Source organism: Clostridium homopropionicum DSM 5847 (assembly GCF_001263795.1).
Taxonomy (GTDB): domain Bacteria; phylum Bacillota; class Clostridia; order Clostridiales; family Clostridiaceae; genus Clostridium_H; species Clostridium_H homopropionicum.
This window is the reverse complement of sequence record NZ_LHUR01000012.1, coordinates 69,395-84,738: the sequence shown is the minus strand read 5'-3', so window position 1 is coordinate 84,738 and position 15,344 is coordinate 69,395. Positions and strand designations below refer to the sequence as shown.

Sequence of the window (15,344 nt, the reverse complement as noted above, 5' to 3'; positions counted from 1 at the left end):
GAAGTAATTAAGCAGAGCTTAATTACCAATTTTAATAATTGCAGCTTTGCTGCAATATAAAATCTAGTTTTGCCTTAGCAAAACATCCTTCATTGTCAATTGTCAATTGTGCATTGTCAATTTTAAAAATGCGACGCATTTTTCTTCTATTCCTATCTTTTATCAATTTCTTCCAAACTCTTAATTTCATATCCCCTAGCTTTCCATTCAGTAATTAAGCTGTCTAAAATTTCAGCATTTGTTTTAGAAACAGCATGAAGCAGTATAATAGCTCCGTTATGAGTTCTGTCTAATATTCTTTTTCTTGCAAATTCAGCTGAAGGCTGTCTGTTAGGTTCCCAATCGGCGTAGGCGAAGCTCCAAAATATGGTTTTATAGCCATAGCTTTTAGTATAAAGTAAAGACTGTTCACTATATTTACCCATTGGAGGCCTAAAATATTTAGGCATATTTTTTCCTGTAACCTCACGAAAAGCATCCTCTACATCAGATAATTCTTTGTTAAATTTATCTTGGTCACGTATTGAAGCCATAGAAGGATGATGTGAGCTATGATTACATACTAAATGACCTTCTTCTACCATTCTTTTAATTATCTGAGGATTGGTAGTTATATAGGGCTTTACAACAAAAAATGCTGCTGGTGCTTTATGCTTTTTTAGAACGTCTAGGATTGGTTCTGTATATCCATTCTCATAACCTTCATCAAAGGTTAAGTATATGATTTTCTTAGAAGTATCACCTAAATAAAAGCAATCATACTTTGATGTAAAATAAGCTGTTTCAACAGGCGCTTCTGGAGGAACACCATTTTCCTTATGCTTAAAATACCAATTATATTCTTTAGTGCTTATATTACCTTGAGATACTTCAAGAGCTTGTGCACTATAAGAAGATAGAAGATTAATTATTGATAAGAAATAAATTATAACAATAAAATAATTCTTTTTTTGCATATTTATCAACTCCTAAAAATATTATTCTCAATATTAATTTAAAAATGAGTGTAAATAAATTCCGGAAACAATTAGGACTTTCCTTCTAATAAAAAAAAGAGTAAAATACATATTAGAAAATCTTAATAATAAAATATTCTAGAAATGAGGAAGAACGTTGGAGAAACACGGTAAAAACAAGATAAAATTATATGGTTTTAATAATTTAACAAAATCATTAAGTTTTAATATTTACGATATTTGTTATACAAAAACTGAAGAGGATCGTAAAAAGTATATTGAGTATATTGATGAACAATATAACTCAGAGAGATTAACTAGAATACTAACAAATGTTACAGAAATAATAGGCGCTAGTGTACTAAATGTTGCAAAGCAAGACTATGATCCCCAAGGTGCCAGTGTAACCTTATTAATTTCTGAAGAAGAGGTACCTCTATATGTATTGGACCCTTCCTGTAATAGAGGAATAATAACCCCAATACGGGAAAATATCGTAGGACATCTGGATAAAAGCCATGTAACAGTTCATACTTATCCAGAAAGTCATCCTCAAAATGATCTTAGTACATTCAGAGTGGACATAGATGTTTCTACCTGTGGCACCATATCTCCTTTAAAAGCATTAAATTATTTAATTGGAAGCTTTGATTCGGATATCATTACTATTGATTACAGAGTAAGAGGTTTTACTAGAGATGTGGATGGGGAAAAGCACTTTATAGATCATAAAATAAACTCAGTACAAAACTACATTTCTGAAGAAACAATAAATAGATATAACTTTATTGATATGAATATATATCAATCGAATATATTTCACACAAAGATGAAATTAAGGGATTTAGATTTAAGCAATTATCTATTTGAGATAAAGGAAGAGGATTTATCAGAGGATGAAAAAAAGGTTATTCTTGATAAATTAAATAAAGAAATGACTGAAATATTCTACGGAATAAATATTTAGGAAAAAAGGTTCATGCTCATTTGAGCTGAACCTTTTTAATTTTAAGTATGAGTTTTAAATGAATGATGGTTTTACATTCATTTAAAACTTTCCTTTAGTACGCTAAGGCTATTTTTAAGATTGATGAGTTCATTATATAGAAACTCCTTGTCATTCCTCCAAGGAGAAAGCGATTCACACCAAATCATAGATTTGGGTTCTCTGCTTTTACGAACTCAACAACTTAAAAAATAGCTTGTTTTAATATACAAATACCATTCTATCAATTCTAGCAGCTAATGGTTTCGACCAAAGCCATTGGTTTGTAGCACTATCATCAAAATAGAATAATGCTCCATTAGTAGGGTCGCTTCCATATAAAGCAGATAAAGCTGCTTGTCTATCTTCTGCTGTGGCTGTATTATTTATCATTCCATTTTTTACTGGAGTAAATTGATAATATCCATTTATCCTTTGATAAATAACTGCACTTATAGTATTTGGAAATTCTGAACTTTGCACTCTATTTACTACAACTGCTGCAACTGCAACTTTTGCATTATAAGGTTGTCCTTCTGCTTCGGCTCTAATTAATCTTGCTAAAAGATCTAAATCGCTTGAAGAATAAGGAATTACACTTTTAGAAGGAGAAGTTTGTCCTACACTTGTTGAAGTTGTATTACTAGTTTTTACAGGAACAGTAAGTATATTATTAGGATAAATTAAGTCATCCCATTTATTATTTGCTTTTCTTAAAGAATATAATGATATACCATATTTTTTAGCAATTGTGAATAGTGTATCTCCAGATTTTACTGTGTAAGTAATTCCAGGAACCTGAAGTACTTGACCTGGCTGTATAATATCACTGGAAAGATTATTATTAGCCTTAATAGAAGATACAGAAGTATTAAAAAGTACTCCTATTTTATAAAGGCTATCATTAGATACAACTCTGTAGGTAGCAGCACTTGCTGGAGTAGCAATAAAAAGTGATAGTGATAGTGTAGCAATTAAAGTCTTTAAATTTTTAATTTTCATAGATATTACCTCCTTGTGCCTCCGAGGTTAGTTGACGGGTTTGGGTTGAGGTCACCCTACTCAAAATCTGAGATTCACCCCTAAAAAATAGTCCCCCGTACTCCTTTTGGAGATTCGGCTGTTTTCATGCTTTATTCTAACAAAAGTTTTAATAGGTATCTATATAAGATTAATGGAAAAACATAAAATTATATTGAATTTTACCAAGTATTGAGGTATTCTATATTTGAAATCCTTGAAGGATATACTATGAAAACGGTTGCCTAAATTTGTCAGGAGGTACAACAATGTCAGTTACCATAAGCCATATTGCTAAAGTAGCTGGGGTTTCTAAAACTACTGTATCTAGAGTTTTAAATGAAAATGGATATGTTAAAGAAGAGACCAAAGAAAAGATACTTAAAGTAATAAAAGAACTTAATTATACACCAAGTGCTATTGCTAGAAGCTTATCAACAAATAAAACTAATACTATAGGAGTTATTGTACCAGATATAATGAATCCTTTTTTTGGGGAGGTTATAAAAGGGATAAGTGAAGAAGCAGATAGTCATAATTTAAATATAATTTTATTCGATACTGATGATAATATAAAAAAAGAGTTAAAAGCTTTAAAACTATTAAGAGAACAAAGAATACAAGGTATTATAATTACCCCCACATCTGTCGAAGATGAATTCAATAGCGAGTACTTAAGTGCTTTGGAAAGCCTTGGAATACCTGTAGTGTTGGTAGAAGGTCATGTAAAGTATTCTAATTTTAGTGGAGTATTTATGGACAATATTAAGGGCGCTTATCAGGGAACAGAGGCATTAATTAAAGCAGGTCACAAAAACATAGGTATTATTACTGGAAGAATGAAGACTCAATCAGCCAAAGACAGATTTATTGGGTATAAAAAGGCTTTAGCCTTTCATGGATTAAATTTAAAAGAACAGTATGTTTTTTATGGTGATTACAGACAAGAAGGTGGATATAAGTTTACAAAAGAAATGTTAAAAATGGAGGAAAGACCCACAGCCATTTTTGCTTGCAGTAACCTTATGACTCTTGGATGTATCAAGGCTATTTATGAGGAAGGACTAAAAATTCCTGAAGATATAGCTGTTATTGGGTTTGATAATTTAGATATGGTGAATATTATAGGAATGAACATCAGCTATATAAATGGACCCGCTAGGGAAATAGGAGTAAGAAGTATGAAGATTCTTATTGATAGTTTAAGTAATAAAGCTCACAAAGAGATTAAAAAGATAACATTAATGCCAAAGCTCGTTTTAAAAGGATCAGAAAAATATCCAAAAGCAAAAACAAAAAAAGGTGCTAAGTAAATGTATAAAATACATTTACTTAGCTTAATAACTTGCTATGTAACCGCTACCATTAAGAGGGTTTATTTGATAAAAAGAAGAAAAAAATGCCAATTATCCAAAAGGAGGAATAGATTATATGAAATTAGAAAAGTACTTAGACCATACGCTGCTTAAGCCAGAAGCTACTGAGGAGGACATTATAAAAATTTGCAAAGAAGCTAAAGAGTACAACTTTGCTTCTGTCTGCGTTAATGCTTACTATGCTTCTTTAGTAAGTAATGAATTAAAGGGGACTGATGTAAAAACTTGTGTAGTTGTAGGTTTCCCATTAGGTGCTACAACAAAAGAAGTAAAAGCCTTTGAAACTAAACAAGCTATCGAAAAGGGCGCAGAAGAGATTGATATGGTGATAAACATAGGTGCCTTAAAGTCAAAAAAATATGATGAAGTTAAAGAAGATATAGAGGCAGTAGTAGAGGCTGCTAAAGGAAAGGCACTAGTAAAGGTTATCTTAGAGAATTGCCTTCTAACTAAAGAGGAAATAATAAAAGCTTGTGAATTGTCAAAAGAAGCAGGAGCTGATTTTGTAAAAACCTCAACAGGTTTTTCAACAGGTGGTGCAAAACCAGAAGATGTTAAGCTGATGAGGGAAACAGTAGGAGAAAATATGGGAGTTAAAGCCTCAGGTGGAGTTAGAACAAGAGAAGATGCAGAGGCAGTGATCTTAGCTGGAGCTAGTAGGATAGGAGCTAGTGCTTCAATTTCTATTGTAGAAGGAAGCAAAGATAGCAAATCAGATTATTAGCTATTACATGATGAAATAGGGAATTAATTGGGGAATATTTGTACTAACTGATTAAGAAGGTAATGGAGCGAGATAGGCTTTACATTAAGAATAAAAATTTCCTATTTCATCTTTATTATTTATTAAGGAGGCATTCTATGATAAATAGAGTAATATGGATAGTATTAGATAGTGTTGGAATGGGAGCGTTACCTGATGCTCATAAGTATGGTGATGAAAATAGTAATACCATTGGAAATATATCAAAAACTATTGGAGGCTTAAACCTTCCTAATATGGAGAAATTGGGACTTGGGAATATTGATGGAATGGTAGGTATCAAAAAAGAAGAAAGTCCTTTAGGCTGCTACGGACGTCTTAGTGAAATATCTAATGGTAAAGATACTACCACAGGTCATTGGGAAATGGTTGGCATAAATTCTAAAGATCCATTTCCAACTTACCCTAAGGGTTTCCCAAAGGAAATCATAGAAGAGTTTGAAAAAGTAACTGGAAGAAAAGTGATAGGAAATAAAACCGCTTCAGGAACAGCTATAATAGAAGAAATGGGAGAAGAACATATAAACACAGGGAATCTCATTGTATATACTTCAGCAGATAGTGTATTTCAAATTGCAGCTCATGAGGAAGTTATTCCACTAGAGGAGCTTTATAGATATTGTGAAATTACAAGAAATATTTTAAAAGGTGAACATGCAGTTGGAAGAGTTATTGCTAGACCTTTTACTGGTGAACCAGGAAACTTTACAAGAACTTCTAATAGAAGAGATTTTTCATTAGTACCACCTTACAATACAGTTTTAGATAATTTAAAAAAACATAATTTTGATGTAATTGCTGTAGGAAAAATAGAAGATATTTTTTCAGGAAAAGGAATTACAGAAGCTGTACATACAAAAGATAATATGGATGGAGTAGATAAAACTTTAGAATTTATGAAAAGAGATAATAAAGGATTGATATTTACTAATTTAGTGGATTTTGATATGAAATGGGGACACAGAAATGATGTAGAAGGCTACGCAAAAGGACTCTATGATTTTGATAAAAAACTTAATGAAATAATAGATTCCATGAAGGATACAGATGTATTATTTATTACAGCAGATCATGGATGTGACCCTACTACACCTGGAACTGATCATTCAAGAGAATATGTTCCATTTTTAGCATATGGAAAATCTCTAAAGGGAAATATAAATCTTGGAACAAGAAAAACTTTTGCAGATATTGGTCAAACTATATCAGAAATCTTTTCATTAGAACCTATTAAGATTGGAGAAAGCTTTCTACAGAAAATAATTGCTAATCACTAGTCGCTTTTATATAAATCGCTAATCTCCAGTCCCTAGTCGCTATTGTGTCTAGATATATGCTATAGCTTAGCGATTATAAACTAGAAATTAGAGATTAGTGATTGCAGCCTGCTTAATAATAAACGGGGAGTGTGTTAATATTGAATTTATATACTAAATTAAGGGAAGCAGCAGATTATATTATAAATAACTCTAAAACAAAACCACAAATTGGATTAATTTTAGGGTCAGGACTTGGGGCTATTGGAGATCAAATAGAGGAACCTAATTTTTTAAATTATAGTGAAATTCCTCATTTTCCTGTTTCTACTGTAGAAGGTCATGCAGGGAGACTTATAATTGGAACTCTTGAAGGTAAAAAAGTCGTAGCAATGCAGGGAAGGTTTCACTACTATGAAGGATATTCTATGGAAGAAGTGACTTTCCCAGTCAGAGTTATGAAGTTATTAGGGGTTACAAAACTTATTGTGACAAATGCTGCAGGTGCTGTAAATGAGAATTTTACACCGGGAGATTTAATGCTGATAAAAGACCAGCTAAATTTATCAGGGTATAATCCATTGATTGGAAGAAATTTAGAGGAGTTTGGTCCAAGATTTCCGGACTTGAGTAATGCTTATGATAAAGAGTTAAGAGAAATAGTTAAAAAAGCTGCAAAAGATATGAATATTAAACTTCAAGAGGGAGTTTACGCATGTATGAGCGGTCCTTCTTATGAAACTCCTGCTGAAATTAGGATGCTTAGAATCTTAGGAGGAGATGCGGTAGGTATGTCTACGGTACCTGAAGTTATTGTTGCTTCTCATAGTGGAATTAAAGTAATAGGGATATCCTGCATGACTAATATGGCTGCTGGAATACTAGAACAGCCTTTGAGCCATGAAGAAGTAGTGGAAACCTCCTCGAGGGTAAGAGAAACTTTCATTAAACTAATGAGGAAGATTATAAGAGAGATATAACATAAGAATTTTACGACGTAAAATTCTTGAGGTACTAGGTGCTAAGTTCTAGGTACTAGAAATTGAAATAATTAAGCAGAGCTTAATTATGAAATCCGCAATTATAGCAAGCTACAATATGCGATAGTAGTTTTGCTTAAGCAAAACATCCTTCACTAGTACCTAGTACCTGGAACCTAGCACCTAAGAAAAATGCATCTCATTTTTCTCATGTTCCGAATTCAATGAAAAGGAGATAAACTCTATGAGAATGTATGACATTATTATGAAAAAAAGAAATGGTGGAGAATTAACTACAGAAGAAATTAATTTTTTCATAAAAGGATATACAAAAGGAGAAATACCTGATTATCAAGTTTCTGCATTAATGATGGCAATTTATTTTCAAAAGATGAATAAAAGGGAAACAGCAGAACTCACTAAAGCTATGGTAGAAAGCGGAGATATAATTGATTTATCTGCTATTGAAGGTATAAAGGTAGATAAACACAGCACAGGTGGAGTTGGAGATACTACTACTCTTGTACTTGGGCCTATTGTATCTGCAGCAGGAGTTCCAGTGGCTAAGATGTCTGGGAGAGGGCTTGGGCACACAGGAGGAACTATTGATAAATTAGAATCCTTTACAGGATTTAATGTAGAAATGCCTATTGAAAGGTTTATTAGGAATGTAAATGAAAAGAAGATTGCTATTGGTGGTCAAACTGCAAATCTCGCTCCAGCTGATAAAAAGCTCTACTCACTAAGAGATGTTACTGCTACTGTAGATAACATGTCCTTGATTGCTGCAAGCATAATGAGTAAGAAGATCGCATCAGGTGCAGACGCTATTGTTTTAGATGTTAAGACGGGCAGTGGAGCATTTATGAAAGATGAGGAAAGTTCTTTTAAATTAGCTGAAGAAATGGTTGATATTGGTACTCATGTGGGAAGGAATACTGTAGCAGTAGTTACAGATATGGACGAACCATTAGGTTTTGCGGTAGGAAATGCTCTGGAAGTAATTGAGGCTATAGATACTTTGAAGGGGAAAGGACCTAAAGATTTAACTGAACTTTGCTTAACTTTAGGAGCTTATATGCTAATATTAGGTGAAAAGGCAAAAAGCTTTGAAGAAGCTAGAGGAATTTTAGAGGAGATAATAAGTTCAGGAAAAGGAATAGAAAAGCTTAAGGTATTAGTGGAAGCACAAGGTGGAAATCCGGATTTTGTGGATGACATATCACTATTTCCTAAAGCAAAGGTTGTTAAAAAGGTGTTAGCTGCTAGAACTGGCTATGTAAAAGCAATTAAGGCTGATGATATTGGTATTGCCGCATTAGTTTTAGGAGCTGGGCGTGAAACTAAAGAAAGTAAAGTTGATTTAGCTGTAGGAGTAGTTCTTCATAAAAAAATTGGAGACTTTGTAAATGAAGGAGAGGCAATTGCAACTATTCATTCAAATTGTGAAGAAAAAACACTTCAATCTGAAGAAATAATTCAAAAGGCTTATGGTATTGTTGATGAGGAAGTGCTTACAAAGCCATTAATAAAAGGAATTGTTACAAAAGATGGAACAATAAAATTTTAAATGAATATGTTATTTAGTACAGTCATTTAGTAAGACCAGAATACAGATTTAACTGCCTTCTGGTTTTTTACATTTATTTATATATTGTGTTTATTTTTATGTAAATAAATGATAAAATTAGTTGAAACCTAGATATACTAAGATTTTTCAAGGTAAATAATTGATTAGAAAGTGTGGAAGGTGGATAATCTATGAATAATGACCAAAAGTTTGATGAAGTTAATTTTATGAAGCAAAGGACAGCAACTCAAGCTTTTAAAATAAGTGAAGAAATTAATGATATACTACATGATAAGGAATCTGGTTGCTATAAACCTTGGCAATTTTCCACTTATAAGGTGGAAAGAGATACTCTGAAAACCACTTATGAAGAAATAGTTCTTTGGGGAAGTCAGGAGGCAATGATAAGACCTGGTTTTAAAATAGGTGTAAGGGAAATAGTTATTCCAAATCTATTTTCAAAAATAAATGGAGTACATGAAGATATAAAACAGTATAGAGAAGAAATAAGTCAGTTATTAGAACAAGAAAATGTTTTATTTTTTAAAAAATTTCCTCTTTACAAAAAAAGATATAAAAAAGCTGAAAGCAAAGCTTATTTTAATACCTTAAATTTAAATGGAGAATTAGAAAGAAGTAGATTGCTTTCTTCTGATTCTTGGAGATACAAAACTTTAAATCCAGTTCTGCAGGAAAAAATCGCTGATTTAATAATTGAATTCTGCCACATTCCTTATTTTTGGAAACATAGAAATTTTAAAACAAAGGTTAGACTTCCTTTAATTAACAGAATTATGGATATAGCATTAATGTTTATAAATAGAGATGAGAGAGACGAAAAAATGATGAAGATCTCAACCTTTGTAGTATTAAATAATCTGGATAAAGAGCTTATAGAAATTTTGAAATCTTTTGACTACCCTATGAAGGTGCCTAAAATAATCATCTATAATAATAATAAAGGAAAGCATATGTCTTATGCAGATGCATTAACCTTAATGTTCATGAATGCTTTAGGAATTGATATTATGATTTTTAACCCTGCTGGAGCAAGTGATATTGAAAATTTCGTTAAAGAGGAATACTATGATATTCATAGGTTAGAAGAGTACAGAAATAATCTTCCTTACAGAAAAAATGGTATAATTTATAGGCTATCTCATAAGTAAAGCGTATAATAAATTTATAACGAAGAGCGGAGCGATGTAATGGTGCTTTTAAAAGAACTAATAAGAAAAGAAAACACAAAAAGAATATTAGTGTTTTTATTGATAATTATTTTTTTCTATGCAACTCGAGAGATAATCAATTTGGAGTTGCTAACCTTTTTGTTTACTTATTTGATTTACCGAATGCAGGAATTCATCCTTAAATATTTAAGACAGGTTGTTCCCATTAAAAGAAAAGCTATAACTATTCTGTTATACACTGGGCTCTTTGTAATTATAGCATCGGTAATATACAAGTATACTCCTATAATTATTAATCAAGTGGTTACTATAATTCATCAGCTTTTAGATTTCAAATTTGATTATAATAGTAATAAGATTACTAAGTATTTATTTTTAATGTTAAAGGATATTGATATAGCTAACAACCTTCAAGCAGGTAGCGATTATTTACTTCAGGTAGCCACTAACGCTGGCAAGTTTAGCATTAATATATTTATAGCACTTATCTTAAGCTTGTTCTTTAATCTTGAAAAAGAAGAAATAATTAAATTTTTAAATAAATTTGAAAAAAGTAAAATTGGAGGAGTATTTGGATATTTTAAATATTTTGGAAGAAACTTTTTAAATTCTTTTGCAAAAGTCATGCAAGCCCAAATACTTATTGCCTTTATAAATGCAGTGCTTTCTGTAATTTCTTTATGGGTAATGGGTTTTCACCAGTTATTAGGTTTAGGAATAATGATTTTCTTTCTTGGATTGATTCCAGTAGCTGGAGTAATTATTTCTATAATTCCACTTTCAATAATAGCCTTTAAAATAGGCGGAATTATGAAAGTTGTATCAGTACTTGTATTAATTGCAGTACTGCATGCGCTAGAGGGATATGTATTAAATCCAAAGTTCATGTCTGTAAATACTAAACTTCCAGTATTTTTTACCTTTGTGGTTTTAATAGTATCTGAACATTACATGGGAGTATGGGGACTTCTCCTTGGAATACCACTGTTTATGTTTATTCTAGACCTATTAGATGTTAAAGTAATTGAAGAGAAAAAGTTGATAAATAATAAAGATTTGCAAGATAATTAGTGGCCAGTGACCAGAAGCCAGTAAAGGAAAATCTGGTTACTGGGTATTGAGTACTGGTAACTAATTAAAAGAAAGGTTGTTGATTTATGAAGAAAGAACCCAAGGATACAAAAGTAGTAGTTGGTATGTCCGGTGGAGTAGATTCTTCAGTTACAGCTTTGCTCTTAAAACAGCAAGGATATGATGTAATTGGAGTATTTATGAAAAACTGGGATGAGGAAGATGAGAATGGAAATTGTACTGCTACTGAGGATTATGAAGATGTGATTATGGTATGCAATCAAATAGGAATACCATACTATAGTGTTAATTTTACAAAGGAGTACTGGGACAGGGTTTTTACTTATTTTTTAGAAGAATATAAAAATGGAAGAACACCAAATCCAGATGTAATGTGCAATAAAGAGATTAAATTCAAGGCATTTTTAGACTATGCCCTAAAGCTTGGAGCAGATTATATTGCTACAGGTCATTATGCACAAGTAGATTATTTAGATGGAGAATATAGACTATTAAGAGGCAATGATCCAGGTAAGGATCAAACTTATTTTCTATGTGCCTTAGGGCAATATCAGCTTTCAAAAACTATGTTTCCTATAGGACATATGCCAAAGAAAAAGGTAAGAGAAATTGCTGAAGAAGCTGGACTTGAAACTGCAAAAAAGAAGGACAGCACAGGTATTTGCTTTATTGGTGAACGAAATTTCAATGAGTTTTTAAGTCACTATCTCCCAGCAAAGCCTGGAGATATAAAAAACTTAGAAGGGAAAGTTGTAGGTAAACATCATGGTTTAATGTACTATACTTTAGGACAAAGAAAAGGTCTTGGTATAGGCGGTAAGGGAACTGGAGAACCTTGGTTTGTAGTAGAAAAGGATTTGAAAAATAATATTTTATATGTAGTTCAAGGAGAAAAACATCCTAAGTTATTTTCTTATGGACTTGAAGCTGTAGATTTAAATTGGGTTAGCCATAAAGAAAAACCAGAAAGCTTTAAATGCACTGCAAAGTTTAGGTATAGACAAAAGGATCAAGGAGTAACAGTAATTAATCAAAAGGATAAGGTAACTGTGATTTTCGATGAACCACAAAAGGCAATAACTCCAGGGCAAGCAGTAGTATTTTATGATGGAGAAGTATGCTTAGGTGGAGGTACTATTAATCGTGTGATTAAAGATAAATAATAAAAATTATATAAAAATATAGCATACAAATTTCTCTAAGTATGCTATTTTTTATTTTATTGTAGCATTCATCTATGACATCATCAGTTTCAGTTATTTTTGGAAAATTAAGGTTGAAAAACAAATACAGTTGTTATACAATGAAAACTGTTAAGAAGGCTGGTGAATTATATGTTTAAAGAGTTTATAAAGTGGATTTGTATAAATATTAAATCGATTGTATTTCAGAATAGAAAAAATATAGTCAGGCTTATTATTTCAAGTTTATCTATATTAATTATTTTAGTAATGGGAAGTAATGAAATTAAAAATGTGAATATTAGTTATACTGTTCATTTACTATATGAAATTTCCAAATATAAAATATTTTTATTTATAATAGGTGGACTAATAGCAGTTTTTGGTATGGTATTGTACGATTACTGTACTTCAAAATATTTTAATTTATATTTACCTGTTTTGAAAATTATTAAAATCTCGTGGATTGCCAATACTTTTAATAATCTTTGGGGAATTGTGGCTTTAACAGGAGCTACTTTAAGAACTATTTTATATAAAAAGCAAAATGTATCAATAAGAAAGTTTATTTATGCAAATTCAATACTTATTCCTTCAACAATTACTGGACTATCTTTTTTAGCAATAATTGAAATTTTTAATTTTTTTGGACTTAAAAGTGTTCTATTAGAGCATAAATTTATCTTAATTAGTCTTATGATATTTGGATTATATTTGCCATTTTATTTCCTATTATATCGGATAAATTGGTTAAAAGAAAAATTAATTCCAAAGGGCCTAAAGCAAATAGAACCAAAGCTATTAAGAGTAATTTTAGTTTTTGTGTCAATATTTGAATGGACTTTAGCAGGAGGTCTTCTATGGTTTATTTGTAGAAGTATCACTATACAGATTACCTTTGGAAAGGCTTTGTTTGTAATAGCAGCATCTTCGGCAGTTGGAATTATAAGTTTGATTCCTGGCGGAATTGGAGCTTTTGATTTAGTGTTTTATTGGGTTTTACAATTGAATGGGGTTGTGTCTTATAGAGCCTTAGCTATATTAATTATTTACAGAGCAGTTTATTATGTAATACCTTGGATTATTGGAGTTGCATTATCTATATGGGAAGTTAGAGATACTATTTCAAAAAATATTCCTAAGGCCATAGTTCCTATAACCTATGTACAAAAGTCTTTATCAGGATGGCAAAGGATATGGATTTCTAATTATGAGCATATAGTAGATTTTGGAGTTTGGGCCCTATCCATTTTAGTATTTATATGCGGCATAATACTTCTAGTATCAGCTGCAATCCCAGGTATAGCATCTAGAATTGATATAATTGCTGACCTTACATCTTTTGCATTTATGAGGTTTTCTTATAGAATTTCAATTGTAATAGGCTTACTGCTCTTAGTTATTTCCAGGGGAATAAAAGAAAGAGTTAAGATGGCTTACTACTTTACAGTAGTATTATTATTAACTGGAGCTTTATTTACCTTTTTTAAAGGATTAAATTACGAAGAGGCATTATTTTTATTGTTTGTAGCTTTTTTACTTTGGTTTACAAGAAAAGGGTACTATAGAGAAAGTGCTCCTGTAAGAATTATCACTATTATAAGATTTATTATCATAACAATATTAGCCTTAGGACTATACGTAGTAGTAGCACGTAAAGTCAATATAGATTTTATAAGAATCTATAAAGAACCAGGGATAATAAGTAAAATTTTTACGGGCAAGAGAGTAATTATCGATAATGCTATTTACGCTTTTGGACTTACTTGGTTTTTGATTGGAGTAGGAACTTTAATTAGACCCAAAAGACCTTTTAGGGCAACTTGCAGCGAGAAAGATTTAGAAAAGTTAAAAGAATTTTTAACTAAATATGGTGGAAGCTATAGGACTCATCTATTGTTTATGAGAGATAAGAATTTCTATTGGGCTCAAGAAGATAAGGTATTAATTGCATATTCTAATATTAGAGATAAGCTAGTAGTATTAGGAGATCCTATTGGAGATGAAGCATACTTTGAAAAGGCAATACAGGAGTTCCAAGCTTTTGCAGATCGCTATGGAATGAATCCTGCTTTTTATCAGGTTTCAGAAAAGTATTTGTCAATGTATCATGAAAATGGATATTATTTTTTTAAACTTGGAGAAGAAGCTATAGTAGATTTAACTAGTTTTAATTTAGAAGGAAAGAAAAAGAAAGATATGAGACTTGTAAAAAATCGTTTTGAAAAGGACAATTTAAGATTTGAAGTAATTCATCCCCCTTTTTCAAAAAGTCTTATGCTTGAACTTGAGAAAATTTCTAACGATTGGCTAAAAGGAAGAAAAGAGAAAGGTTTTTCTCTTGGATATTTTCAAGAAGAATATGTAAACAGATCACCCGTAGCAGTAATTAAAAATAATGAGAATCAAATAATTGCTTTTGCAACCTTAATGCCTAAATATGATAACAATAAATCTATGGCAGTTGATTTAATGCGGTTTAGAGAAGATGCACCCAATGGAACTATGGATACTCTTTTTTTACAGTTAATTCTTTGGTGTCAAACACAAGGATACGAAAATTTTAATGTAGGAATGGCACCTCTTTCTAAGGTGGGAGTGGCACCTTATGCACATAGACAAGAGAAGCTAGCTAAGATTGTGTATAATTTAGGCAACCATTGGTATAGCTTTTCAGGTCTTAGAAAATATAAAGAGAAATTTGATCCTAATTGGGAGTCTAAATATTTAGCTTATCCTCAGTTTATTTCATTGCCTACTTTAATTTTGGATATAGCATTATTAGTTTCAAAACATGGAGAAAATAAGTTTAAAAAATAGAAAACAATAAAATATTAGAAAGTATTTAAAACTATATAATACAATAATTTTAAGACTATTGTCAATAGAAATTTGGCTCTAGTCTTAAAATTTTTTGTTAATTTTTTTTAACAATTTTGGACTAAAGTCGAAAAAAGAGATTTGAGTTTGAAATA

The 15,344-nt window shown here is 31.2% G+C and carries 13 protein-coding genes and 1 riboswitch; of the genes, 10 read left to right on the top strand and 3 right to left on the bottom strand.

Translation table 11 applies throughout. From position 1 onward, the window contains the following. Positions 1-31 precede the first annotated feature (31 nt). The gene (locus CLHOM_RS18270; RefSeq protein ID WP_161803195.1) at positions 32-190 is read right to left on the bottom strand and encodes a hypothetical protein; all 159 of its coding nucleotides are present in this window, start codon (positions 188-190) and stop codon (positions 32-34) included. Further along, on the bottom strand, positions 153-956 hold the full coding sequence (gene pdaA, locus CLHOM_RS03875) for a delta-lactam-biosynthetic de-N-acetylase (RefSeq protein WP_052220377.1): 804 nt from the start codon (positions 954-956) through the stop codon (positions 153-155). The genes CLHOM_RS18270 and pdaA overlap by 38 nt, the downstream gene beginning before the upstream one ends. A gap of 157 nt (positions 957-1,113) precedes the next feature. On the opposite strand from pdaA, the gene speD reads away from it, so the two are divergent. Continuing rightward, complete coding sequence (gene speD / locus CLHOM_RS03870) at positions 1,114-1,923, top strand: adenosylmethionine decarboxylase (protein ID WP_052220376.1); 810 nt, start codon at positions 1,114-1,116, stop codon at positions 1,921-1,923. Positions 1,924-2,163: 240 nt separating this feature from the next. Here the strand turns inward: speD and CLHOM_RS03865 are convergent, their stop codons facing one another. Continuing rightward, complete coding sequence (locus CLHOM_RS03865) at positions 2,164-2,943, bottom strand: cell wall hydrolase (protein WP_052220375.1); 780 nt, start codon at positions 2,941-2,943, stop codon at positions 2,164-2,166. Between the two features lie 2 nt (positions 2,944-2,945). Beyond that, positions 2,946-3,073: riboswitch (cyclic di-AMP (ydaO/yuaA leader) on the bottom strand. A 157-nt stretch (positions 3,074-3,230) separates the two neighbouring features. Between CLHOM_RS03865 and CLHOM_RS03860 the strand changes: the two genes are divergently transcribed. From CLHOM_RS03860 to mprF, 9 genes are all read left to right on the top strand, one after another. Then, entirely contained in the window at positions 3,231-4,274 is a 1,044-nt protein-coding gene (locus CLHOM_RS03860; protein WP_052220374.1) for a LacI family DNA-binding transcriptional regulator, read from the top strand. 118 nt (positions 4,275-4,392) lie between these two features. Then, on the top strand, positions 4,393-5,061 hold the full coding sequence (gene deoC / locus CLHOM_RS03855; protein ID WP_052220373.1) for a deoxyribose-phosphate aldolase: 669 nt from the start codon (positions 4,393-4,395) through the stop codon (positions 5,059-5,061). A gap of 137 nt (positions 5,062-5,198) precedes the next feature. Next, positions 5,199-6,377: a phosphopentomutase gene (locus CLHOM_RS03850; RefSeq protein ID WP_052220372.1), complete on the top strand. Its 1,179-nt coding sequence runs from the start codon at positions 5,199-5,201 to the stop codon at positions 6,375-6,377. Between the two features lie 140 nt (positions 6,378-6,517). After that, positions 6,518-7,336 (top strand): purine-nucleoside phosphorylase, encoded by an 819-nt coding sequence (locus CLHOM_RS03845; RefSeq protein ID WP_052220371.1) that lies wholly within the window; start codon positions 6,518-6,520, stop codon positions 7,334-7,336. A 244-nt stretch (positions 7,337-7,580) separates the two neighbouring features. Then, on the top strand, positions 7,581-8,906 hold the full coding sequence (locus tag CLHOM_RS03840; RefSeq protein ID WP_052220370.1) for a pyrimidine-nucleoside phosphorylase: 1,326 nt from the start codon (positions 7,581-7,583) through the stop codon (positions 8,904-8,906). Between the two features lie 191 nt (positions 8,907-9,097). After that, on the top strand, positions 9,098-10,075 hold the full coding sequence (locus CLHOM_RS03835) for a YceG family protein (RefSeq protein ID WP_052220369.1): 978 nt from the start codon (positions 9,098-9,100) through the stop codon (positions 10,073-10,075). 39 nt (positions 10,076-10,114) lie between these two features. Next, positions 10,115-11,167 carry an AI-2E family transporter gene (locus tag CLHOM_RS03830; protein WP_052220368.1) on the top strand — a complete coding sequence of 351 codons (1,053 nt, stop codon included), beginning with the start codon at positions 10,115-10,117 and terminating at the stop codon, positions 11,165-11,167. Between the two features lie 86 nt (positions 11,168-11,253). Then, the gene (gene mnmA, locus CLHOM_RS03825) at positions 11,254-12,351 is read left to right on the top strand and encodes a tRNA 2-thiouridine(34) synthase MnmA (RefSeq protein ID WP_052220367.1); all 1,098 of its coding nucleotides are present in this window, start codon (positions 11,254-11,256) and stop codon (positions 12,349-12,351) included. Between the two features lie 171 nt (positions 12,352-12,522). After that, positions 12,523-15,189: a bifunctional lysylphosphatidylglycerol flippase/synthetase MprF gene (gene mprF, locus CLHOM_RS03820; RefSeq protein WP_052220366.1), complete on the top strand. Its 2,667-nt coding sequence runs from the start codon at positions 12,523-12,525 to the stop codon at positions 15,187-15,189. Positions 15,190-15,344: the final 155 nt, after the last annotated feature.